The 21,879-nt window shown below is 69.9% G+C and carries 20 protein-coding genes; 13 read left to right on the forward strand and 7 right to left on the reverse strand.

The features are described 5' to 3' along the window. The first annotated feature begins 28 nt into the window (after nt 1-28). Nucleotides 29-262 carry an SCO4848 family membrane protein gene (locus ACWDX9_RS08265; protein WP_449950508.1) on the forward strand — a complete coding sequence of 78 codons (234 nt, stop codon included), beginning with the start codon at nt 29-31 and terminating at the stop codon, nt 260-262. Here ACWDX9_RS08265 and ACWDX9_RS08270 read toward each other — a convergent pair. Continuing rightward, nucleotides 234-1,625: a peptide ligase PGM1-related protein gene (locus ACWDX9_RS08270; RefSeq protein WP_449950510.1), complete on the reverse strand. Its 1,392-nt coding sequence runs from the start codon at nt 1,623-1,625 to the stop codon at nt 234-236. The two genes, ACWDX9_RS08265 and ACWDX9_RS08270, sit on opposite strands and share 29 nt — an antisense overlap. A gap of 493 nt (nt 1,626-2,118) precedes the next feature. Here ACWDX9_RS08270 and ACWDX9_RS08275 point away from each other — a divergent pair, with 493 nt between their 5' ends. Then, a complete protein-coding gene (locus ACWDX9_RS08275) occupies nt 2,119-3,345 on the forward strand; it encodes a M20 family metallopeptidase (protein ID WP_350731293.1) in 1,227 nt (408 codons plus the stop codon). Between the two features lie 3 nt (nt 3,346-3,348). Here ACWDX9_RS08275 and ACWDX9_RS08280 read toward each other — a convergent pair whose 3' ends face one another. Beyond that, on the reverse strand, nt 3,349-5,229 hold the full coding sequence (locus tag ACWDX9_RS08280) for a Xaa-Pro dipeptidyl-peptidase (RefSeq protein ID WP_449950513.1): 1,881 nt from the start codon (nt 5,227-5,229) through the stop codon (nt 3,349-3,351). Nucleotides 5,230-5,520: 291 nt separating this feature from the next. Between ACWDX9_RS08280 and ACWDX9_RS08285 the strand changes: the two genes are divergently transcribed. The 6 genes from ACWDX9_RS08285 (at nt 5,521) to ACWDX9_RS08310 (ending at nt 12,360) form a co-directional block, all read left to right on the forward strand. Then, nucleotides 5,521-6,591: a BMP family lipoprotein gene (locus ACWDX9_RS08285; protein ID WP_449950515.1), complete on the forward strand. Its 1,071-nt coding sequence runs from the start codon at nt 5,521-5,523 to the stop codon at nt 6,589-6,591. An 84-nt stretch (nt 6,592-6,675) separates the two neighbouring features. After that, a complete protein-coding gene (locus tag ACWDX9_RS08290; protein ID WP_449950518.1) occupies nt 6,676-8,262 on the forward strand; it encodes an ABC transporter ATP-binding protein in 1,587 nt (528 codons plus the stop codon). Continuing rightward, complete coding sequence (locus ACWDX9_RS08295; protein WP_350731300.1) at nt 8,262-9,404, forward strand: ABC transporter permease; 1,143 nt, start codon at nt 8,262-8,264, stop codon at nt 9,402-9,404. Before ACWDX9_RS08290 ends, ACWDX9_RS08295 begins: the two co-directional genes overlap by 1 nt. Then, nucleotides 9,401-10,684, forward strand: coding sequence for an ABC transporter permease (locus ACWDX9_RS08300; RefSeq protein ID WP_449950521.1), 1,284 nt, complete (start codon nt 9,401-9,403; stop codon nt 10,682-10,684). Before ACWDX9_RS08295 ends, ACWDX9_RS08300 begins: the two co-directional genes overlap by 4 nt. Further along, complete coding sequence (locus tag ACWDX9_RS08305; protein ID WP_350731303.1) at nt 10,681-11,079, forward strand: cytidine deaminase; 399 nt, start codon at nt 10,681-10,683, stop codon at nt 11,077-11,079. Before ACWDX9_RS08300 ends, ACWDX9_RS08305 begins: the two co-directional genes overlap by 4 nt. Next, on the forward strand, nt 11,080-12,360 hold the full coding sequence (locus tag ACWDX9_RS08310) for a thymidine phosphorylase (RefSeq protein ID WP_449950524.1): 1,281 nt from the start codon (nt 11,080-11,082) through the stop codon (nt 12,358-12,360). A gap of 204 nt (nt 12,361-12,564) precedes the next feature. Here ACWDX9_RS08310 and ACWDX9_RS08315 read toward each other — a convergent pair whose 3' ends face one another. Continuing rightward, nucleotides 12,565-12,951 carry a MarR family winged helix-turn-helix transcriptional regulator gene (locus ACWDX9_RS08315; protein WP_355378320.1) on the reverse strand — a complete coding sequence of 129 codons (387 nt, stop codon included), beginning with the start codon at nt 12,949-12,951 and terminating at the stop codon, nt 12,565-12,567. Between the two features lie 135 nt (nt 12,952-13,086). On the opposite strand from ACWDX9_RS08315, the gene ACWDX9_RS08320 reads away from it, so the two are divergent. Next, the gene (locus tag ACWDX9_RS08320) at nt 13,087-14,445 is read left to right on the forward strand and encodes an MFS transporter (protein WP_449950528.1); all 1,359 of its coding nucleotides are present in this window, start codon (nt 13,087-13,089) and stop codon (nt 14,443-14,445) included. Between the two features lie 55 nt (nt 14,446-14,500). Here the strand turns inward: ACWDX9_RS08320 and ACWDX9_RS08325 are convergent, their stop codons facing one another. Beyond that, nucleotides 14,501-16,279, reverse strand: a complete 1,779-nt coding sequence (locus tag ACWDX9_RS08325) for a hypothetical protein (RefSeq protein WP_449950531.1) — start codon at nt 16,277-16,279, stop codon at nt 14,501-14,503. An 89-nt stretch (nt 16,280-16,368) separates the two neighbouring features. Between ACWDX9_RS08325 and ACWDX9_RS08330 the strand changes: the two genes are divergently transcribed. The 4 genes from ACWDX9_RS08330 to ACWDX9_RS08345 are packed head-to-tail and all read left to right on the forward strand — an operon-like array spanning nt 16,369 to nt 19,013. Further along, nucleotides 16,369-16,944, forward strand: a complete 576-nt coding sequence (locus ACWDX9_RS08330) for an AMIN-like domain-containing (lipo)protein (protein ID WP_449950534.1) — start codon at nt 16,369-16,371, stop codon at nt 16,942-16,944. A 4-nt stretch (nt 16,945-16,948) separates the two neighbouring features. After that, nucleotides 16,949-17,299 carry a cupin domain-containing protein gene (locus tag ACWDX9_RS08335; protein WP_350731311.1) on the forward strand — a complete coding sequence of 117 codons (351 nt, stop codon included), beginning with the start codon at nt 16,949-16,951 and terminating at the stop codon, nt 17,297-17,299. A gap of 32 nt (nt 17,300-17,331) precedes the next feature. Next, nucleotides 17,332-18,405, forward strand: coding sequence for an adenosine deaminase (locus ACWDX9_RS08340; protein ID WP_350731313.1), 1,074 nt, complete (start codon nt 17,332-17,334; stop codon nt 18,403-18,405). Further along, nucleotides 18,402-19,013 (forward strand): PH domain-containing protein, encoded by a 612-nt coding sequence (locus ACWDX9_RS08345; RefSeq protein WP_449950538.1) that lies wholly within the window; start codon nt 18,402-18,404, stop codon nt 19,011-19,013. Before ACWDX9_RS08340 ends, ACWDX9_RS08345 begins: the two co-directional genes overlap by 4 nt. On the opposite strand, the gene ACWDX9_RS08350 is transcribed toward ACWDX9_RS08345, so the two are convergent. The 3 genes from ACWDX9_RS08350 to ACWDX9_RS08360 are packed head-to-tail and all read right to left on the reverse strand — an operon-like array spanning nt 19,003 to nt 21,852. After that, on the reverse strand, nt 19,003-19,731 hold the full coding sequence (locus ACWDX9_RS08350) for an enoyl-CoA hydratase/isomerase family protein (protein ID WP_449950540.1): 729 nt from the start codon (nt 19,729-19,731) through the stop codon (nt 19,003-19,005). The genes ACWDX9_RS08345 and ACWDX9_RS08350 overlap by 11 nt on opposite strands. Beyond that, on the reverse strand, nt 19,728-21,164 hold the full coding sequence (locus tag ACWDX9_RS08355; protein ID WP_449950543.1) for an AMP-binding protein: 1,437 nt from the start codon (nt 21,162-21,164) through the stop codon (nt 19,728-19,730). The genes ACWDX9_RS08350 and ACWDX9_RS08355 overlap by 4 nt, the downstream gene beginning before the upstream one ends. After that, nucleotides 21,148-21,852, reverse strand: coding sequence for a TetR/AcrR family transcriptional regulator (locus ACWDX9_RS08360; protein WP_449950545.1), 705 nt, complete (start codon nt 21,850-21,852; stop codon nt 21,148-21,150). Before ACWDX9_RS08360 ends, ACWDX9_RS08355 begins: the two co-directional genes overlap by 17 nt. Nucleotides 21,853-21,879: the final 27 nt, after the last annotated feature.

The following is a 21,879-nucleotide window of genomic DNA, read 5'->3' on the forward strand; positions in this document are numbered from 1 at the left end:
ATCCACCTTCGATACTAGAGAGGCGCTCATGTCACGAAAGATCGCCGGATTCCTCATCATCCTCGGCGCATTCATGATCTTCGAGTGGGTGAACCTCGGGTTTAACTTGGCCGACGGGCATCCGACCAGCTTCTACGTGGTGCACGGAATCCTGATCGCGGTGAACATCATCCTCGCCATCGTGCTGGGGATCATCGGCTGGCGGGGGTTGCGCGGGAGTCGCGAGAAGGGGGTCACGGGCCGCACAGGAGACGCCGCGTGAGGGCGTGCAGCTCGTCCGCCTCCTCGCGGGAGTCGCCGATCGTGGTGAAGCCCAGCTTCCCGTGCTCGGGCACGGCGCCGAGCAGATGGAAGACGTTGCCGGTACGCCGTTCCGCGTCGAACCCGATCCCGAGCCGATCGGCCATGCGCACGACCTCGCCGGGGCTGCGCCCGCGCAGGCAGGTCGATGAGCAATTGTCGGTCGCGGTGTAGAACTTCGGCTGATTTCCGGACATGAGGAGGCCGGTGGCCGGATCGTACGTGGCCCCGGTCGTCAGCACGGCGGCGCCGAACGGATGCGTGGTGCCGCCGATCCGCAGATTGATCTCGCACAGCAGCGCCGCGTACCCGGCGTCGGCCTTCAGCGCGAAGAAGTCCATGCCGAATATCCCCACCACGCCCCGATCGGCCAGCACCTGGGCGATCCGCTCGGCGGACGAGCCCACCTCGGCCCGGTACTCGAGCGCCGCGGGGAACGTGCAGCCCTGGTAGACGTGGCCGTTGGGCCCGCCGAGGATCTGGTCGTGCGTGGCCAGCACCTGCGCGGTGCCGCCCGGCGTGATGCAGGCCAGGGCGCTCGGGTAGTACAGCGGCCGGTGCTCGATGAACTCCTCGACCACCGCCCCCCGGTCCCTGATCTTCGCGGTGAAATTGGCCCAGGTCTCCCCGGAGGCCGAGAAGCTGGTCAGCGACCGGTCGGCCTTGGTGACGATCGCGTTGCCGAGGCCGGAGTAGCTGTCGTTCAGCTTGACGATCACCCGCTCGCCCGGCAGGGCCTCGATCGCCTCCTCGATCTCCAGCACGTGCCGGACGTCGCCGAAGCCCCGCGCCATCGGCACGCCCGCCTCGTGGCCGACCTCGCGCGCCCCGCTCTTGGAGCCGTAATAGGCCAGGGCGGTGGCCGGTCCGTAGAGGGGGACGTTGAGTAACGAGGCGAGCTCCTCCTCGAGCTCGCTCAGGACGAACGGCACCAGCCAGGCGTCGCCCTCGATGGCCGCGCGCACCTGCTCCAGCGCGTCCGGGCGGGCGAGCAGGGCCTTGGTCAGCGGCTGGGACCAAGGGTCGTCGAGGCTGATCAGCGTGAGCCGTTTGGCCGCGTCATCCGGATCCGGCAGGAACGCGAAGTAGTAGTCGATGATGTCGGGATCGATGGGCGCGGAGGAGAGGTAGACCACCTTGACCCCGGGCTCGCGGAGCGCGAGCAGCAGGAACAGCAGCCGCTCCTCGTAGGATCTGGCCCCTGTGATCCGGCGGAGCTCATCCTGAGGAAGGGAGAGCGAGGGTACGACCACCAGGGTCCCCTCGCTCGGCTTGAAGATGCTCAACCCAGCATACTTCTCCCCGAACGGGATATTAGTGATCATATTGCGAGTGAAACACGCATTCTTCTCAAATGCAGCCATCGCTGAAGTGTGATGACCATGACAGAAGGTGACAGGATTCGGAATCGCTGACCACGTTTGAACTGGCAGCATCGGGTCATGATCTACTGATCCGTTGTGACCATTTCCGGATCACCTGAACGTTCACGGACCGTGACCACCTGGGGTTACGGACATGCTCACAGGAACTTTTGGAGTATCTGTCACCGCGAACTTGCGCCGGGGCGATAAAGTCGAAGCATCGCCATCGGGCTCACGGCCGACCGCTGTGCTCCCGGGCTGCAGCGGCGCTCGCGACTGACGAACGCAAAGCCCATGCTGACGATCTCGCGCACCCTTACCAATGGGTGTGTTTTTTGATCCGCCGAGTGTGCCGCTCGACCGGGAGGCCACGGCGGGATGACGAGCTTTCACAGCGGATGAGCCGCGGTGGTCAGACATATTGGTGCGCGCGGCATGGACGGGACGGTGACATATGCGGGGACGTGAGCTTCGGGGGGAACTCGACGCGTTCCTGGCGGAGACCGAGCAGGATCTCGTGGCGTTCCGCCGCGACCTGCACATGCACCCTGAGTTGGCCTTCGCGGAATATCGCACGACGCAGCGGATCGCCGAGCGGCTCACCGCCGCCGGGTTGACCCCCTCGGTGCTCCCGCGCGGCACCGGGCTGATCTGCGACGTGGGCAGCGGCGACGGCCCGACCGTCGCGCTGCGCGCCGACATCGACGCGCTGCCGCTGCAGGACGAGAAGGACGTGTCCTACCGCTCCACCGTGGCCGGTGTCTGCCACGCGTGCGGTCATGACGTGCACACCACGGTCCTGCTCGGCACCTCGCTCTTCCTCGCCCAGCAGGCCGCCGCCGGCCTGCTGCCCGGCCGGGTGCGGCTGATCTTCCAGCCCGCCGAGGAGCTGCCCGGCGGCGCGCTCGAGGTCATGGCCCAGGGCGGCATCAGCGGCGTCGACCGCATCTTCGGCCTCCACTGCGACCCGCGCGTGGACGTCGGCCAGGTCGGGCTCAAGGCCGGCCCGATCACCTCGGCCTGCGACAAGCTGGTCGTCAGGGTGTCGGGCCCCGGCGGGCACACCGCCCGCCCCCACCTGACCGCCGACCTGGTCTTCGCCCTGGCCAAGATCCTCACCGAGCTGCCCGCCGCCCTGTCGCGCCGGGTCGACCCGCGCTCCTCGCTGAGCCTGGTCTGGGGCAAGGTCGAGGCCGGCACGGCGGCCAACGCGATCCCCGACGACGGCCTGGCCGCCGGGACGGTCCGCTGCCTCGACGAGGGCGCCTGGCACGCCGCGCCCGACCTGATCAAGTCGCTGCTGGAGTCGGTGGCCGGCGCCTACGGCGTGGAGGCCGAGATGGACTACACGCGCGGCGTGCCGCCGGTCGTCAACGACGAGGTCAGCGTCGAGATGCTGGCCGAGGCCGCCGAGCGCGTGCTGGGCGCGGGCGCGGTGGTCCCGACCCAGCAGTCACTCGGCGGCGAGGACTTCGCCTGGTACCTCGAGTCGATCCCCGGCGCGTTCGCCCGCCTGGGCACGCGCTCGCCCGACGGCGTGACGTACGACATCCACCAGGGCACCTTCGACGTCGACGAGAAGGCGATCGCGATGGGCGTGCGCGTCATGGCCGCCACGGCGCTGACCGCGCTGTGGGAGGTCGGCCCGCTCGACACGGTCACCACCACCGCGATGGCCTAGTCCCTAGAGCAGCTTGCCGAAGACCACGGGCAGTCGCAGCGACGACTGCCCGGGCGAGACCGTGATCTTCGTGCCCGGCGGGTACCGCAGGGTGTAGTCGACGTCGGTCGAGATGATCACGAGGCCCAGCCGGTGGCCCTTCTTGAACAGGTAGTCCGTCGGCTGGAAGTCCCACGTGAACGTGTACTCCTTGCCCGGGCGCAGGGCCTCGGTCCGGTCCGCGCGGTGCCGGTTGCGGACATCCAGCCAGCCCCTGGTGACGATCTTGTACGGGGTGGTGGCGGTGCCGAGCGTCCTGAGCGTCGTGCAGCCCGTGTCACCCGGGACGCCTTCGCCGTAGCAGTAGGACTGGCCGGTCGAGACGAGGGAGCCGTTCGCGCGCACGTCCGTGCCGTAGTCCACCAGCAGGGCCGTCAGGTACGGCGAGGAGCCGTCCTTCAGCGAGGCCCGCACCGACACCGTCGGGGTGCCGGAGATCCGCACGTCGGCGGGCAGGTCGCCGGTCACGTACGCCAGCCGGTTCGGATCGGAACCAGTGGCCTCCACCAGCTGCTCGGCCGTCCTGGACTTCTGGTCCACGAACGACTCCCTGGCCGAGCGCGGGCTGGGCAGCAGGCCCAGCTTCGAGCCCGAGCCCGCCCACAGCGGCACCGTGGCCGCGCCGGGCAGCGGCCATGAGGCGTGCTGGGCCCACTGGCCGGGGGCGATCTCCACGTCGGCCTGCGGCTCGCGCATGATGCCCGAGTCGATCCCGTACAGCCAGTAGTCGAACCAGCCGTGCAGCTGGCGCAGCCACTCGACCGTGCGCAGGTTGAAGGGGTTCATGTGGGTGCCCTGGTGCAGCCAGATCTTGCGCGGCACGTGCCGCTTGGCCAGGGCGTACCACCACTGGGCGAACTGCTTGGTCTTGACGTTCCAGTCGTTGAGCCCGTGCACGAGGAAGACGCTGGCCTTGACCTTGCCGACGTCGTTCAGGTAGTTGCGGGCGTCCCACATCTGGCTGTAGTCGCCGGTGATCCGGTCCTGGGCCGTGGTGATCCCGTCGATCAGGGCGCCGCAGGCGGCCTGGCCGTCCTGCCTGGTCAGCACGTACTTGGCGAGCACGTCCAGGTCCTCGCCCTGGAAGCCGCCGGGGGCCAGCACGCCGCCGTTGGCGCGGTAGTAGTCGTACCAGCTGGAGATCGAGGCGATCGGCACGATCGTCTTCAGGCCCTCGACGCCGGTCGTGGCGACCGCGTTGGGCAGCGTGCCGTTGTAGGAGACGCCGATCATGCCGACCTTGCCCGTCGACCAGGTGGCCTCGACCGGGTTGCCGGCGGCGTCGAAGCCCTTGGCGCGGCCGTTCAGCCAGTCGATCGCGGCCTTCGGGCCGGCCGTCTCGTTGCGGTCGCCGGAGGTGGGGCAGCCGGTGGCGCGGCCGCTGCCGAGGTTCTCCACCAGCGCGATGGCGTACCCGCGGGGCAGGAAGTAGTTGTCGTAGTAGCCGTCGAACGGTTCGGCGGCCAGCTTGTTCCTGGCGGCGGCGAGGGTGGGCAGCGGGTTGCCGTTCGCGTCCACGTCCACGGGGTGGTTGGGAACGTCGTTGCCGCCGGCGTAGTACGGGCTGGCCTCCATGATGACCGGGACCTTCAGCCCCTGGTCGGTCTCCTTCGGGCGCAGGATGTCGACGGCGACCCGGTCGGGCTTGCCGTCGTTGTCGCTGTCGGTGCCCTCGACCTCGACGAACACCGTCTGCTTGACGGCGTCCGCGCGGGAGAAGACGGGCTGGGTGGCGTTGTTCTCGATCTTGACGGCCGGTGCGTCGGCCGTCGCGGGCGTGTTTCCACTCAGGGCCACGACGAGCAGTGTGGCCAGCGGCACTGTCAGGACCTTCCAAGGATGCATACGGGGCTCCGAGATCAGGTTTCCACCGTCTGTCGGAATCTCCGTCATGATCCGCGCCGGCACAAGGGGTCAAAGTTGGGCAAAACCTTCCGTGTGTCACGGATTGCTCCAGATTCGTCCTTCAGGTCACGGACGCGAGTGATGTCGATAACGGAGCGGTTGCGACCCTGTGCGCTGGTTTGGTTCGCCCTGGTCAAGCAACTATCTTCCGTGCAGGTGCCGTACGTGCTTCGCGCGCGCGATGAAGTATCGGCAGCGGCGAAGACGACGGGGAAAGGGAAGGGAGTCGCCTTGCTCGGCAAGCGATTCAACAGGATGGCGATCGGCTCGGTAGCCGGGATCATGCTCATGGCAGTGGCCGCCTGTGGCGGCAGCGGCGGGGGCGCCACGGCCAGCGAGGCGCCGAGCAGCGCCGGCGCGAGCAGTGAGGCGTCGAAGGGCGGGCTGAAGGTCGGACTGGCGTTCGACGTCGGCGGCCGGGGCGACAAGTCCTTCAACGACGCGGCCTACGCCGGTCTGGAGAAGGCCAAGACGGACCTCAGCGCGGAGATCAAGGAGCTGAGCCCGGCGGCCGACGGCTCCAACCGTGGCGACCTGCTGCGCCAGCTCGCCGACGCGGGTTACAACCCGATCATCGGCGTCGGCTTCGCGTACGGCGACGACATCAAGAAGACGGCGGCCGAGTACCCCGACATCCAGTTCGCGGTGGTCGACTCCGCCTCCAACGGGCCCAACGTGACCGGCCTGCTGTTCGCCGAGGAGCAGGGCTCCTACCTGGCGGGCGTCGCGGCGGCCACCAAGTCCAAGTCCAACCACGTGGGCTTCGTCGGCGGCGTCGAGAACGACCTGATCAAGAAGTTCGAGGCGGGCTTCGTGGCCGGCGTGAAGTCGGTCAAGCCGGACGCCAAGATCGACATCAAGTACCTCACCCCCGACGGTGACTTCTCCGGCTTCAAGGCCCCCGACAAGGGCAAGGTCGCGGCCGAGAAGATGTACCAGGACGGCGCCGACATCGTCTACCACGCCTCCGGCGACTCCGGCCTGGGCGTGTTCCAGGCGGCGGCCGCGGCCAAGAAGAAGGCCATCGGCGTCGACTCCGACCAGCGCCAGACGGTCAAGGAGGCCGACCTGCAGGGCGTCATCATGACCTCGATGCTCAAGCGGGTCGACGTCGGCGTGTTCGAGTTCATCAAGGCCTTCCAGGGCGGTGCCAAGGGCGGCTCCAACATCACGTACGACCTCAAGGTCGACGGCGTGGGCCTGTCCACCACCGGTGGCGAGATCGACGACATCAAGGACAAGCTCGACGCGGCCAAGAAGGACATCGTCGACGGCAAAATCACGGTTCCGTCGAAGCCGTAATCGGGGTAGGAGTGACAGCTGAGGGCCCGGAGTCCCCACTTCGGGCCTTCTGTCTATCCCCCGCCCCCCGCTAGGAGAGGCGAAATGAGTGCTGACACCCTGGCCACGGCGAAACCCGCTGTAGAGCTGGAGGGCATCACCAAGCGTTTCCCCGGTGTCGTCGCGAACCACGACATCCGCATCACCGTCGAACCAGGGACGGTGCACGCCATCGTCGGGGAGAACGGCGCGGGCAAGTCAACGCTGATGAAGATCCTGTACGGCATGCAGAAGCCGGACGAGGGCACCATCAGGATCAACGGCGCCGAGGTCAGTTTCCGTACGCCGAGCGACGCCATCGGCGTCGGCATCGGCATGGTCCACCAGCACTTCATGCTGGCCGACAACCTCACCGTGCTGGAGAACGTCGTCCTCGGGGCCGAGCCGAAGAAGGTCGGCATGCTCGACATGGCCTCCGCCCGGAGACGCATAACCGAGCTGGCCGAGAGCCACGGCCTGCGGGTCGACCCCGACAAGCTCGTGGAGGACCTCGGCGTCGGCGACCGCCAGCGCGTCGAGATCCTCAAGGTCCTCTACCGAGGCGCGCGCATCCTCATCCTCGACGAGCCGACGGCCGTGCTCGTGCCGCAGGAGGTCGAGGAGCTCTTCCAGAACCTGCGCGAGCTCAAGGCCGACGGCCTGACCGTCATCTTCATCTCCCACAAGCTCGACGAGGTGCTCGGCATCGCCGACGCGATCACCGTGATCCGGCGCGGCACCACGGTCGCGAGCGTGGACCCCCGCGAGGTCACGGCCCGCCAGCTCGCCGAGCTGATGGTCGGCAGCGAGCTGCCCACGCCCGAGACCCGCGAGTCCACGGTGACCGACGTCGTGACGCTGCGGGTCGCCCAGGTCACCATGGAGGCCGACGGCTACCACGCCGCCGCCGACCCGGCCAAGCTGCGCGAAGAAGGCAAACGGCTGCTCCTCGACGACGTGTCGTTCGAGATCCACCGGGGCGAGATCCTCGGCATCGCCGGTGTCGAGGGCAACGGCCAGTCCGAGCTGATCGAGGCGATCATGGGCATCCGGCCCGCGCACGGCAGCATCGAGCTGGACGGCCAGGACATCAGCCAATGGTCCACGCTCAAGCGCAGAGAGTCCGGCATCGGCTACATCCCGGAGGACCGGCACCGGCAGGGCCTGCTGCTGGAGGCCTCGCTGTGGGAGAACCGCGTGCTCGGCCACCAGACCAGGAAGCCCGCGCGCAGCGGCATCTGGATCAACCGGCGGGCCTCGAAGGCCGACACCGAGCGCATCGTCAAGGACTACGACGTACGCACGCCCGGCATCGACACGCTGGCCCTGGCCCTGTCGGGCGGCAACCAGCAGAAGCTGATCGTGGGCCGCGAGATGAGCGGCGAGCCGAGGTTCCTCATCGCCGCTCACCCCACCAGAGGCGTGGACGTCGGCGCGCAGGCCGCCATCTGGGACCACCTGCGCAACGCCAGGGCCGCCGGGCTGGCCGTGCTGCTCATCTCCGCCGACCTCGACGAGCTGATCGGCCTGTCCGACACGCTCCAGGTGATCTACCGCGGGCGGCTCGTGGCCGCGCTCGACCCTTCCGACATCACGCCCGAGCGGCTGGGCGGCTACATGACCGGCGCCATCGCCGGCGCTGAGGAGACGTGATGCCCGCCGGGCTCAACCGGGCGCTGCTCACCGTGGCGGGCGCCGTCGTCGCCATCGTCCTCGCGGTCGCGATCTCCAGCGTGGCGATCACCGCGGCGGGCGCCAGCCCGCTCGACGCGTTCGCCGCCTTCTTCGACTTCGGCGCGACCCCGCGGGCCGTCTCCAACGGCATCGCGGCCTTCCTCAACCGGGCCGTGCCCCTGTTCATCGCCGGTCTCGCGGTGGCCGTCGGCTTCCGCATGAACCTCTTCAACATCGGCGTGGAGGGCCAGTACCGGCTCGCGGCCATCGTCGCCGCGTACGTGGGCTCGACGTTCGAGGCGCCCGCCCCGATCCAGATCGCGGTGATCATCGTGGTCGCCGCGGCCGTCGGCGGCCTCTACGCGCTGATCCCCGCTGTCATGAAGGTGACCAGGGGCGTGAACGAGGTCATCGCCACGATCATGCTGAACTACGTCGCGATCAACATCGCGTCCTACCTCGTACGCGGCCCCTTCGCGGGCCAGCGCGCCGCGGGCCAGCTCACCACGACCACGCCGCAGCTGCCCGAGTCGGCCATGTTCCCCAACCTGAACTTCCTGTTCGAGGGGTTCGGCCTGCTTCCGCCCACGCGCGGCGGCGGCCTGTGGGGCTTCCTGATCGTGGCGATCGTGCTCGGCGTGGTGATCTGGGTGGTGCTGGAGCGGACCCGGTTCGGCTTCAACGTCAAGGCCAGCGGCCTCAACGGCCCGGCCGCGCTCGCCTCCGGCGTGAACCCCAAGACCATGGTCATCGCGGCGATGGTGCTGTCCGGCGCGATCGCCGGGCTCATCGGCCTGCCCGAGATCCTCGGCGACAAGGGCGCGTTCAACTCCAACTTCACCGCCGGTCTGGGCTTCCTCGGCATCGCGGTGGCGCTGCTCGGCAGGAACAAGCCCGTCGGCATCGCGGTCGCCGCGTTGCTGTTCGCCTTCCTCGACCGGGCGCAGGGCCCCCTGCAGATCGCGAACGTCCCGCCGTCCGTCATCACGATCATCCAGGGCGTCACCGTCCTGCTGGTCGTCGTGGCCAACGAGGTGACGAACCGGCTCGCGCTCAGACTCGAGGAGCGCCGGGCCGCCCAGCAGCTCAGCAGCAAGACCCCGGTTGAGGTGGCAGCATGACCAGGCTAAGCAAATACCACCTGGCGCTCATCGGAGTCGCCGCGCTCATCCTGCTGATGTCCCTGGTACGCGTCGCGTCCGGCCAGAACGACATCACCTCGTCCGGCATGTTCGCCGCCGCCCTGATGCTGGCGGTGCCGATCGCCCTGGCCGGCCTCGGCGGCCTGTGGGCCGAGCGGGCCGGCGTGGTCAACATCGGCCTCGAAGGCATGATGGTGCTCGGCACCTGGTTCGCCGGCTGGGCCGGATACCAGTGGGGAGCCTGGGCCGCGCTGCTGGCCGGGCTGCTCGGTGGCGCGCTCGGCGGCCTCATCCACGCCATCGCGACCGTGACGTTCGGCGTCGACCACATCATCAGCGGCGTCGCGATCAACCTGCTCGGCCCCGGCATCACCCGCTTCCTGTCCGAGGTGTTCTACAAGGACGGCACCGCCGCGGCGGACGCGGGCGCGGGCTTCACCGGCTCACCGGCGATCACCTCGCCAGCGCCGACGCCCAGCCTGCCACTGCTCTCCGACGGGCCGGACCTCCTGGGCAAGCTGGAAGGGACTCACTGGTTCCTCCTCTCGGACCTGGCGGGCATCCTGCGCGGGCTCACGCACGAAGTGAACGTGCTGGTCATCCTGGCGGTCCTGCTGCTGCCCCTGACGTTCTTCGTGCTCTGGCACACCCCGTTCGGGTTGCGCCTGCGCTCGGTGGGCGAGAACCCGTGGGCGGCCGAGTCGCTGGGCGTGAACGTCTACCGGATCAAGTACTTCGCGGTCGTCATGTCCGGCGCGTTCGCCGGGCTCGGCGGCGTGTTCCTGGTCTTCGTCTCCTCCAAGTACGTCGAGGGCCAGACGCAAGGGCGCGGCTTCATCGGCCTGGCCGCCATGATCTTCGGCAACTGGCGCCCGGGCGGACTCGCCATCGGCTCCTCGCTGTTCGGCTACGCCAGCGGGCTCCAGCTGCGCAGCACCACCGGGGCGATCACCTCGTTCTTCCTGTTCGGCGCCATGCTGCTGCTCATCTACCTGATCATCAGGGTCCGCCGGATGTTGTCGCCCGACCGGCCCGCCGAGCTCGAGGCCAGGAGCGCCAGGGAATATACGCTGATGGCGGTCGCCGCCGCGGGCATGGTCGTGCTCTTCTGGCTCTGGCGGACCGTCGACCAGCTACCGAGCGAGTTCGTCTTCATCACACCACACGTGCTCACGCTGATCGTGCTCCTGGCGGCTTCGCAGCGACTGCGAATGCCCAAGGCCGACGGCGTGCGCTACCGCCGGGGAGAACAACATTGAGCACCATCAACTGGGACGGCCTGCGTTTCGAGGCCACGCAGGCCATGCACAACGCGTACGCGCCGTACTCGAAGTTCCCTGTGGGGGCGGCGGCGCTGGTGGACGACGGGCGGATCGTCACGGGCTGCAACGTCGAGAACGCCTCCTACGGCGTGGGCCTGTGCGCCGAGTGCGGCCTCGTGTCGGCGCTGCAGGCGACGGGCGGCGGCCGGCTGGTGGCCTTCACCTGCGTGGACGGGCACGGTGAGCTGCTGATGCCGTGCGGGCGCTGCCGTCAGCTGCTGTACGAGTTCGGCGGCGAGGACCTGCTGGTCGAGACCGTGGACGGGCCGAAGCGGATGGCGGAGATCCTGCCGTACGCGTTCGGCCCCCAGGACCTCAGCCGGAGCGCCTGAATGGACGCGATCGAGGTCATCCGCGCCAAGCGTGACGGCGGCGAGCTGACCACGGCCCAGATCGACTGGGTGATCGACTCCTACACGCGCGGCAGCGTGGCCGACGAGCAGATGTCCGCGCTGGCCATGGCCATCCTCCTGAACGGCATGAACCGCCGCGAGATCGCCGACTGGACGCAGGCCATGATCCGCTCGGGCGAGCGCATGGACTGGTCCGCGCTCGACCGGCCCACCGCCGACAAGCACTCGACCGGCGGCGTCGGCGACAAGATCACGCTGCCGCTGGCGCCCCTGGTGGCGGCGTGCGGGGCGTACGTGCCGCAGCTCTCGGGCCGCGGCCTCGGGCACACCGGCGGCACGCTCGACAAGCTGGAGTCGATCCCCGGCTGGCGGGCCTCGCTCTCCAACGGCGAGATGCTGCAGGTCCTGCGCTCGGCGGGCGCGGTCGTATGCGCGGCCGGGTCGGGGCTGGCCCCCGCCGACAAGAAGCTGTACGCGCTGCGCGACGTCACCGGCACCGTCGAGTCGATCCCGCTGATCGCCTCGTCGATCATGTCCAAGAAGATCGCCGAGGGCACCGGCTCGCTCGTCCTCGACGTGAAGGTGGGCTCGGGGGCGTTCATGAAGACCCCCGAGACGGCTCGGGAACTGGCCGAGACCATGGTGGCCCTGGGGACGGACGCCGGGGTGCGCACCGTGGCCCTGCTGACCGCGATGGACCGGCCGCTGGGCCTGGCCGTGGGGAACGCGCTGGAGGTCGCGGAGTCGGTCGAGGTGCTCGCCGGCGGCGGGCCCGCTGACGTGGTGGAGCTGACGGTACGGCTGGCGCGCGAGATGCTGGAGGCGGCCGGGGTGTCGTCCGGCAAGGACCCCGCCAAGGCCCTCGCCGACGGGTCGGCCATGGACGCGTGGCGGCGGATGATCCTGGCGCAGGGCGGCGATCCGGACGCCCTGCTTCCCCGGGCGGCCGAGACCCTGACCGTGGAGGCGCCCACGTCCGGTGTGGTGACCCGGCTGGACGCGTACGCCGTGGGCCTGGCCGCCTGGCGCCTGGGCGCCGGACGGGCGCGCAAGGAGGACCCGGTGTCGTTCGGGGCCGGGATCACCCTGCACGCCAAGCCCGGGGACCTGGTGCGGGCGGGGCAGCCGCTGATGACGCTGCACGCGGACGAGACGGCTCGGTTCGAGCGCGCTCTGGAGGCGCTGGAGGGCGGTTACGCGGTGGGCTCGGCGGGCGAGGAACACCTCCCCCTGGTCATCGACCGCATCACCGCCTCCTGAACCCTCCCCACCCCCCGAGGGACGCCTCCCTCCCCGAAAGGACACAGGCCACCGTCGGCGGGGTCGTCGCGGGCTGGGTCGCCAGGGAGCTCCACGACGCGCATCTCGCCCTCTCACCCGAAGGACACCGGCCACGGTCGGTGGGGTCGTCCCTGAGGGACTTCGGGGGAGAGGGCGTCGGGCCCTGCGGTGGTCGGCCGGGTGTCAGCGGGCCAGGGCCGGGGCGTCGGCGAAGATCTCCGTGAGGACGGCGCGCTGTGTGGGGAGGGCCTCGGCGTGGCGGGCGCGGCCCTCGTCCGTGATGCACACGAACACGCCCCGCCGGTCGGCGTCGCAGACCCCGCGTGACACGAGCGCGGCCTTCTCCAGGCGGGCCACCACCCGGGACAGGGCGCTCTGGCTCAGGTGGACCTCGTCGCAGAGCTCCTGGATGCGCAGCTTCCGGTCGTGATGGACGATCCGGTCGAGCACCTCGAACTCGCTGGGCCCCAGCCCATGTCGATCCCCCAGCTCGCGCTCCAGGGCACACATGGCCTTGGCGTGCTTGGCCAGGACGTAATGCCAGGTGTCGACCACGAACTCCTCGTCCATGTCGCGGAGGTTACCACTTCGCTAAAACTGATGCAACGGCATTAAATGCGTTTGCATTAGATGCGCCTGCATGTAATGTTCTGCTCTATGTCCTCTTCCTCATCCCGTTGGGGCGCGCTCGCCGTGCTCTGCGCAGTGATCTTCCTTGACGCCCTTGACGTCTCGATGGTCGGTGTCGCCCTGCCTGCCATTCAGCACGATCTGGGCCTTAGTACGTCATCTCTGCAGTGGGTGGTCAGCGGCTACGTGCTCGGCTACGGCGGTCTTCTGTTGCTCGGGGGCAGGACCGCCGACCTGCTCGGGCGGCGCAGGGTGTTCCTGGTCGCTTTGGGTGTCTTCGCCGTGGCGTCGTTGCTTGGTGGCATTGTGGACGACGGCGGGTTGCTGATCGCGGCCCGGTTCGTCAAGGGTGTGGCCGCCGCGTTCACCGCCCCCGCGGCCTTGTCGATCATCACGACGACTTTTCCTGAGGGGCCCGAGCGCAACAAGGCATTGAGCATCTTCACCGCCTGTGGCGCCAGCGGCTACTCGCTCGGCCTCGTGCTGTCCGGCCTGCTCACCGAGATCGGCTGGCGCTGGACGCTGCTGATGCCGGTCCCCGTGGCGATCCTCGCCCTGCTGGTCGCGCCGAGGGTGCTGCGCGGCCGTGACGAGCGGGCCGAAGGCGGTCACGACCTGATCGGCGCCGCGCTGATCACCGCGTCCATGCTGCTGCTGGTGTTCACGGTCGTGCAGGCGCCGGAGGCCGGCTGGGCCTCGCTGCAGACCATCGGCTCGCTGGTGGCGGTGGCCGTGCTGCTCAGCCTGTTCGTCGTCACCGAGCGGCGGATGCGGCACCCGCTGGTGCGCCTCGGCATCCTGCGCTCCGGCCACATCGTCCGCGCCAACCTGGGGCTGCTCATCCTCATGGGCTCGTACGTGGCCTTCCAGTTCGTGGCGATGCAGTACTTCCAGAACCTCCTCGGCTGGTCGGCCCTGGGCACCGCCCTGGCGTTCCTGCCCGCCGGTCTGCTGGTCGCGCTCACCTCGACCAAGATGGGTGACTTCGCCGACAGGTTCGGCACCGGCAAGCTGATCGTCATCGGCTCCGCCGCGCTGGCCGGCGGGTACGCGATGTTCCTCGGCATCGACCGCACCCCCAGCCTGGGCGGCATGGTGATCCCGGGCATGCTCCTGATGGGCATCGCGTTCGCGCTGTCGTTCCCCTCGCTGAACATCCAGGCCACCACAGGCGTGGACGACGACGAGCAGGGGCTGGCCTCCGGGCTGCTCAACACCTCCGGCCAGGTGGGCGGCGCGATCGTGCTGGCCGTGGTCACCGCCGTGCTCACCTCGGGCGGCGGTGAGACGCTCTCGATCGGCTCGCTGCGCTCGGCGATCGTGGTCTCGCTGGTGCTGGCCCTGGTCGGGCTGGCGATCTCGGCGACCGGGCTGCGCGCCCGCAAGGCCCAGGCCGTCGAGGGCGAGAGCGTCAAGGTCTACGAGACCGTCTGACCAGCGGCGTTTGTCACTTGAAAGGGCTCCGTCGTTCCGGCGGGGCCCTTTCTTGTCATTTCAGCGCGCCGAGCGGGGAGTCGTAGCCGATCCACTCCTCGCCCCCGAAGTCGGCGCTCTTGCCCGACCGGACGTCCACCTTGGTCAGGTAGGCGTCCTCGTCGTCCTCGTCGGGCTGGCGTACGAGGACCTCGTCGGCGCTGAGCCAGCGCTCGACCGCGATCACCCCGTAGTCGTCGAGCGCCGTGCGGGAGCCGAAGACGCGGCCGGTGCGGGCGTTCATGGTGACGAGCCTCTCGTCGGCCGACACCAGGGCCAGCGTGCGGCCGTCCGGGGAGAGCGCGGCGCCGTACTCGAGGAGGCCGGGATCGACGCGGTAACCGCCCGCGCGGCCCCTCGCGCCCCGGAGCGTGAGGGTGGCGACCGACGCGTGGCCCGGTACGTCGTCCACGTCCACCTCGTCGCTGACCACCCGCGTGCCGTCGTTCCCCACGGCCAGGATCTTGATCTTCTTTCCGCTGACGTGCCGGGTCGCGCCGGTGTCGAAGTCGAGCATCGCGCCGTCGGCCGCGCCGAAGTCGAGGGCGAAGTACCGGCCGTTCGGCGAGGAGGTGATGTGCGGGAGCGTCTCCTCGTGCTCGATGTCGATCTTCTTGACGACGCCCGTCGGCAGGTCGTGCACGACGTACGAGCCGTCGCGGTGCCGGTAGGCCAGGCGGTGGCCGTCCTGGCTGATGGCGAGGGGCAGGGCGATGAGCGTGTCCTCGTCGTAGCCGGCCCGCGCGGCCTGCAGCCGCCACTCCTTGCCCGACAGGGTCGTCAGCCGCCACTGGCCGCAGGGTTGCGGGTCGCCGGGGTCGGAGGAGGCGCCCTCGCAGTAGGCCGTGTACGCGTACCGGACGGGGTCGCCCAGCTTGTCCGGCATCGCCATGGGGACCTCGTCCGGCGGCGTGAGGGCGGTGCTGCCGTCATCGGCCGCCTTCTCCAGGTTGCCCGCCAAGGTGCTCGCCGCGATCACGACCAGGGCCGCCAACGCGCCGACGGCCCCTGCCGACGCGGCCGCCCACAGGGTGACGCGGAGCCTGCGCCGCCTGCCGATGCGGGTCAGGACGGGCTCGGCGAGGTTGGTGTGCGGCATGCCGGCCGCGATCCGGACCAGGGCGGCACGCAGGCGTGGCTCGTCGGTGTCCGACCCCGGGGTGGGGACTGCCCACGGGGTGGCTTCCGTCTCTTGAGCGGTGCCCGGCGGATCTTCGGGGGCGACCCACGGCGCCTGGTCCGCCGCCGCCTCCCGCACGTCACCGTCCGGCTCCGAGGGTGCGTCGCCATCCGGCTCCAGAGGCGGGGTGTCATCCGGCTCCGGGGACGGGGCATCGCCTGGCTCCGAGGGCTCCGAGGGCTCCGGGGGCGCCGGCGTTTCGGCGCGCGTGAAGAGGTCGGGGTGCGCGGCCCGGAGGAGGGCGAGGGCCTGGTGCGCCTCCTCGTCCAGGGCGGCCGTCCACAGGCCCGTCACCATGGCCACCTGCTCCGGGGGCAGCGCGTCGTGGTAGCGCGCCACGAGCACGGCTCGCGCCGTGGGCGGCAGCGTGGCCAGCGCGTGGTCCTCGGGTGCGGGCGGCGGCGCGGCGGCCAGGAAGCGCGCGTACAACTCCCGCAGCACCTCCACGGCCGGCTGGCCCCAGCGGATGGTGGACCAGCGGCGGCACGCCGTGACCAGCGCCTCGACCGCCAGTTCGCGGGCCCGGTCCGCGTCACCCGTCAGCAGGTACGCGGTCCGCGCGAACGACGGCGAGTAGTTGGTCAGAAAGATCGGTAAATCGCCAGACTTTTTCACGTATATAACTCCTCGTGGGGTGATCAGGGTACTCGGCAGGGCGGGAAGCCCGGTCGCATGCGGGACCGCAGGCCGGGCATCTTGGAGGTATGCGCCCGTCATCCCCGCGAGCGGGCTCCCGGGTTCTCGCCTCGCTCGCCTGCCTGACCCTGCTCACCGCCTGCGGCCAGGCCGTACAGACCGCTCTGCCGCAGCAGCCCGCCGCCACCGGGACGGACCGGCCGGAGCCCGACACGCCGACGAGCACGGCCGAGGTGGACGTCCAGCGCGACGGGATCGAGCCCGCCGTCGTCACGGGCGTCCGGTTCGCTGGTCACGGCACGTACGACCGCCTGGTCATCGACCTCAAGGGCAAGGTCCCGGGCTACAGCGTCGAGTGGGTGGACGAATTCGTCGAGGACGGCTCGGGCAAGCCCATGGACGTGAACGGCGGCGCGTACCTTCAGGTCACGCTCGTCCCCGCGAACGCCCACGACGCGAAGGGCAAGCCGACCTGGAAGGGCGGCCCCGTCTTCCCCACCGGCCTGCTCAACCTCACCGACGTCGTCAGGACCGGCGACTTCGAGGGACACGTCGGCATCGGCCTGGTGCTGGCGAGGAAGGCCGCGTTCCAGGTCAAGGAGCAGGGCGGTCCCAGCCGCCTGATCATCGACGTGGCACACTGACGTCGTGGTGAGAAAGATCGAGGGCCCGGCCCGCATACCCGTACCCGGCGGCAAGCTCATCGACGAGCACATCGGCCGCGTCAGCAGCGGCGACGACGGGATCTCCATAGCGCACATGACCGCCCCGCCCGGCTGGGAGGAGCCGCCTCAGCGGCCGCAGTTCATCGAGTACACGGTGGTGCTGCGCGGCCTGGTGATGGTGGAGCACGCCGAGGGCACGACGGAGGTCGCGGCCGGGCAGTCGGTGGTGACGTCGCCGGGGGAGAGGGTCCGTTACAGCGCAGGTCCCGAGGGCGCCGAGTACATCGCGGTGTGCCTGCCGGCCTTCTCCGCCGAGAGCGCAGGGCGCGACTGAACCGTACGCGAGGGACGCCCTATCATGGCCAGATGAGTCCCACGCTTGACGAGATCCGGCGGGCTCCCAAGGTGCTGCTGCACGATCACCTCGACGGCGGGCTCCGCGCCGAGACGATCGTCGAGCTGGCCAGGGAGACCGGCTACGATCGGCTGCCCACCGACGACCCCGACCGCCTGCGCCACTGGTTCGAGGAGGCGGCCGACTCCGGCTCGCTCGAGCGCTACCTGGAGACGTTCGCCCACACCGTGGGGGTCATGCAGACGCGCGAGTCGCTCGTCCGCGTGGCCGCCGAGTGCGCTCAGGACCTCGCGGCCGACGGCGTGGTCTACGCCGAGGTGCGGTACGCGCCCGAGCAGCACACCACGCGCGGGCTGAGCCTCGACCAGGTGGTCGAGGCGGTGCTCGAAGGGTTCAAGCAGGGCTCGGAGGGGCGCGGGATCCGGGTCGGCACGCTCCTGACGGCCATGCGGCACCAGGCGCGGTCCATGGAGATCGCCGAGCTGGCCGTGCGCTACCGCGACGTGGGCGTGGTGGGGTTCGACATCGCGGGGGCCGAGGCGGGCTACCCGCCCACGCGGCATCTCGACGCGTTCGAATACCTCCAGCGGGAGAACGCCCACTTCACCATCCACGCGGGCGAGGCGTTCGGGCTGCCGTCGATCTGGCAGGCGATCCAGTGGTGCGGTGCCGACCGGCTCGGCCACGGCGTACGGATCATCGACGACATCTCCGTGTCCGAGGACGGCTCCGCCAAGCTGGGACGGCTGGCCGCGTACGTGCGTGACAAGCGCATCCCGCTGGAGATGTGCCCCACCTCCAACCTGCAGACCGGGGCCGCCCCGTCGATCGCCCAGCACCCCATCGGGCTGCTGCGGCGGCTGCACTTCAGGGTCACGGTCAACACCGACAACCGGCTGATGAGCTCGACGAGCGTGTCGCAGGAGTTCGCCAAGCTGGTGGAGGCGTTCGGCTACGGCTGGGACGACCTGCAGTGGTTCACGGTCAACGCGATGAAGTCGGCGTTCCTGCCGTTCGACGAGCGGCTGGCGCTGATCAACGGCGTCATCAAGCCGGGGTTCGCGCAGCTCAAGTGGCAGCCGTGAAACAGACCTACCGGTCCAAGACCGCGTTCGTGCTCGCCTGGGTGTGGCTGGCCTTCGTCGCGTTCAACGTCTGGGACCTGATCGCCCACTACACCGGCAAGTCGTCGCTGGTGGCGCTGGCCGTGCTCGGCGCGCTGACCGCGCTGGTCTATGTGATCGCGATGCGCCCCGCCACCGTGTTCACGGAGGCGGGGCTGATCGGGCGCAACCCGCTGCGCACGACGTTCCTGCCGTGGGCGTCGATCGAGGACGTGACGGTGTCCCACTCGATCAACGTCGAGTACGGCGACGAGCGGGTGCTGCGGTTGTGGACGCCGATGAGCAGCGCGCGGGAGCGGGCCAGGGCGCAGCGGCGCGGAGCGCCCAGGCAGCAGCGCGGACGCTTCAGCACCGAGCCCACGCTGTCGAAGGCCGAGCAGGCGGCCGTGGAGGCGTTCGCGGGCAAGACGCACGCCGACTGGGTGGGCGACCAGATCCGCGACCGCGCCGAGTCGGCCAGGCGCCGCGAGGAAGAGGCGGCGCCGGCCCGGGTCACGTGGTCCTACGACTCCATCGCGGTGCTGGCGGCGGCCGTGGTCCTGCTGGTGGTGGCGATCGTCACCGCCTAGCCCGGTTGACGAAGCGGGACATGCCCTCCTGGGCGATGCCCGACTCCTCGACCTGCTTGGCGGCCTCCGTCTCCCTCGCGAAGGCGCGCTCGACCTCGTCCCGGGACGGCCTGAGAAGTGCCAGGTGGACCGCCGTGGCCGTGCCCGGCCGGGTCCAGTGGTGCAGGCGTTCGATCGCCGCGTCCAGCAGTCGTTCCTGGGGGACGATCTCGTCCAGCAGGCCCGTGGCCAGGGCCTGCTCGGCGGTCATGCGGGTCGAGTCGAGCACCAGCTTCAGCGCCCTGGCGCCCACCAGGCGGGGGAGCAGGTAGCTGGCGGCGTTCGAGACGGACAGGCCGATGTGGTTCTCCGGCAGGAAGTACTCGGTCGCCGGGGTGCCGATGCGGGTGTCGAAGCACAGCGTCCACTCGGCGGCCCCGCCCACGGCCAGGCCGTTGACCGCCGCCACGACCGGGACCCGCGTCTCCAGCACCGCCCTGGTCATGTCGTGGAAGAGCTCCACCTCCTCGACCAGCGACTTTCCGGCGGCCTCGTGGATGTCCTCCCCGGCCGAGAACGCCCGGCCGGTGCCGGTGACCACGACGCCCCTGACGTCCTGGCCGCACGCGCGGATCGCGGCCGCCAGGTCGCGGCGCATGCCCGCGGTGAGGGCGTTGAGCTTCTCCGGGCGCGCGAGGGTGATGACGGCCACCCCGTCGCGTTCCGTTACTTCGATCATGCTCTCTCCTTGGGGATCGCGATGGCGGGGGCTGCGCGCTGGTCTCGTTCCGGGGTGAGGAGATGGCGCTTCTCGATACGGGACGACGGGGTGAGCGTGAACTCCGCCACGAACTCCACGTACTCCGGGATCTTGAAGCGGGCCAGCCGCTCCCTGGCGTGGCCGATGATGCTCCCGGCCGTCCCGGCGTCGGGGGCGTGTCCCGGGCGGAGCTGGATGAACGCCTTGGGCAGCTCGCCGAACAGGTCGTCCGGAACGGGCACCAGGGCGGCCTGGAGGACCGCGGGGTGCTCGGTGAGCACGCCCTCCACCTCGGCGCACGAGATGTTCTCGCCACCTCTGCGCACCATGTCCTTCAATCGCCCGGAATGGTGGATGTAGCCGTGCTCGTCGCGGAAGCCGAGGTCGCCCGTGTGATACCAGCCGCCCCTGAACGCGTGGGCGGTGGCCTCCGGGTGGTTCCAGTAGCCGTTCATCATGGGCGTGCCCCTGACCAGGATCTCGCCGGTCTCCTCGTCCAGCGTGACCTCCTTGCCCGGGTACGCGAGCCCCATGGCGCCGGTGCCGACCGTCTCCACGGCTTCGACGGGCACCCCCAGGTCGGGCCCGCTCTCCGTGGACCCGTACAGCTCGCGCCACGGCGCGCCCCAGCGCTCCTCGAACGCCCGGTGCAGGTCCGGCCGGATGCCCGAGCAGAGCACGAGGCGCATCCGGTTGTCGCGGTCGTGGGGGTGGGGCGGCTGCTTGTGCAGGAGGAGGGGCATCGAGCCGAGTACGTACGTGAGCGTCGCCCCGTGCTCCCGGACCGAGGCCCAGAAGCCGGAGGCGGAGAAGCGGGGGAGCACGACGAGGGGGATGCCGCCGACCAGGCAGAAGAGGGTGGCCCACTGGGGGTCTATGTACGAGTACGGCTGGGCGATCAGCATGACGTCGTCGTCGCGCAGGCGGACCTGGTCGGCGATGAGCCGGGCGGTCCTGAGCCAGTAGTCGTGGGTGAGCATGCAGGCCTTGGGGAAGCCGGTGGTCCCCGACGTGTACTGAAAATTCGCGATTTCGTGTGTCAAAACCGGACGCTTGTCACGGTGCTCAGTGTCGAGGACGTAGACCGTACCTGGGATGTGCGGGGCGTGCTCGTCGGTGGTCAGGGTGGCCACGGCGCCCGAGTCGCGCAGGACGTGCTCCAGGTCGGCGGCCCGGTAGCGGACGTTCACCGGCACGGTGACCGCGCCCGCCTTGAGCACGGCCAGCCAGCTCAGCGGCCAGCCGGGGACGTTGTCGATCATGATCGCCACGCGGTCGCCCGGCCGGACGCCCTTGTCGATCAGCGCGGCGGCCAGGCCGTCGGACCGGGCGTCGGCGTCGGCGAAGGTGAGCGAGGTGTCGGGGAAGCGGAGGAACTCGCGCGTGCCGTACGTGCTAGCGGCGTGCCTCATCAGGTCGGGGATCGTTGCGTGCATCCGGCGGCTCCCACGGGAAGTCGGGCAGCAGGGAGAGGTCGAGGGTGGCCCCGGCCGGGGCGGGCGCGCGGACGGCGGCCAGGCCGATCGTGACGAACTCGGCGCACACCTGCTCCAGCGTGGAGTCCCCGTCGGGGCGGTACCACTCGCTGGTGCCGGTGCACATGGACATCAGGGCGAGGCGGGTCAGCTTCTGGTCGGCGACGCGGAACACGCCCTGGGCGACGCCGTCCGCGAGGGCGTCCTTCCAGTGGGCCTCGTACGCGTCGCGCAGGGCGATGATCTCGTCGTAAGCGGCGGAGCCGGGGGTGAGGGAGCGGAGTTCGCCGTCCATGACGCGGCTGGTCATGGGGCTGAGCGCGTGGACGGAGGTGAGGGAGCCGATCAGCAGGGCCAGGCGGTCGGTGGGGCTGTGGACGTTCTCCAGCATGCGTTCCGTGGCGTCGATCAGCCCTTGCTGGCCGACGCGCATGAGGTCGGCGAGCAGGGACTCCTTGCTCGTCACGTGGTGATATATCCCGGCATTGGTCATGCTGACCGCTTTGGCCAGGTCGCGGATGCTCGTGGCCGCGTAGCCCCGCCGGGCGAACAGCAGCACCGCCGCCGTCCTAATCCGCCGGTTCGCATCCTCGCTGGCAGTCCTACCGAACGTTCGGTCGACCATGATGGGAAAAATACCCCATGCCTTACG

This window comes from Nonomuraea sp. NPDC003201 (assembly GCF_053590415.1).

Excerpts from the sequence above, each read along its gene's own strand:
- ACWDX9_RS08315 (WP_355378320.1), bottom strand. The coding sequence starts at position 12,951 with ATGGACGAGGAGTTCGTGGTCGACACCTGGCATTACGTCCTGGCCAAG.
- ACWDX9_RS08300 (WP_449950521.1), top strand. The coding sequence starts at position 9,401 with ATGACCAGGCTAAGCAAATACCACCTGGCGCTCATCGGAGTCGCCGCG.
- ACWDX9_RS08275 (WP_350731293.1), top strand. The coding sequence starts at position 2,119 with ATGCGGGGACGTGAGCTTCGGGGGGAACTCGACGCGTTCCTGGCGGAG.
- ACWDX9_RS08270 (WP_449950510.1), bottom strand. The coding sequence starts at position 1,625 with ATGATCACTAATATCCCGTTCGGGGAGAAGTATGCTGGGTTGAGCATC.
- ACWDX9_RS08265 (WP_449950508.1), top strand. The coding sequence starts at position 29 with ATGTCACGAAAGATCGCCGGATTCCTCATCATCCTCGGCGCATTCATG.
- ACWDX9_RS08350 (WP_449950540.1), bottom strand. The coding sequence starts at position 19,731 with ATGATCGAAGTAACGGAACGCGACGGGGTGGCCGTCATCACCCTCGCG.
- ACWDX9_RS08330 (WP_449950534.1), top strand. The coding sequence starts at position 16,369 with ATGCGCCCGTCATCCCCGCGAGCGGGCTCCCGGGTTCTCGCCTCGCTC.
- ACWDX9_RS08295 (WP_350731300.1), top strand. The coding sequence starts at position 8,262 with ATGCCCGCCGGGCTCAACCGGGCGCTGCTCACCGTGGCGGGCGCCGTC.
- ACWDX9_RS08290 (WP_449950518.1), top strand. The coding sequence starts at position 6,676 with ATGAGTGCTGACACCCTGGCCACGGCGAAACCCGCTGTAGAGCTGGAG.
- ACWDX9_RS08310 (WP_449950524.1), top strand. The coding sequence starts at position 11,080 with ATGGACGCGATCGAGGTCATCCGCGCCAAGCGTGACGGCGGCGAGCTG.
- ACWDX9_RS08340 (WP_350731313.1), top strand. The coding sequence starts at position 17,332 with ATGAGTCCCACGCTTGACGAGATCCGGCGGGCTCCCAAGGTGCTGCTG.
- ACWDX9_RS08280 (WP_449950513.1), bottom strand. The coding sequence starts at position 5,229 with ATGCATCCTTGGAAGGTCCTGACAGTGCCGCTGGCCACACTGCTCGTC.
- ACWDX9_RS08355 (WP_449950543.1), bottom strand. The coding sequence starts at position 21,164 with ATGAGGCACGCCGCTAGCACGTACGGCACGCGCGAGTTCCTCCGCTTC.
- ACWDX9_RS08360 (WP_449950545.1), bottom strand. The coding sequence starts at position 21,852 with ATGGTCGACCGAACGTTCGGTAGGACTGCCAGCGAGGATGCGAACCGG.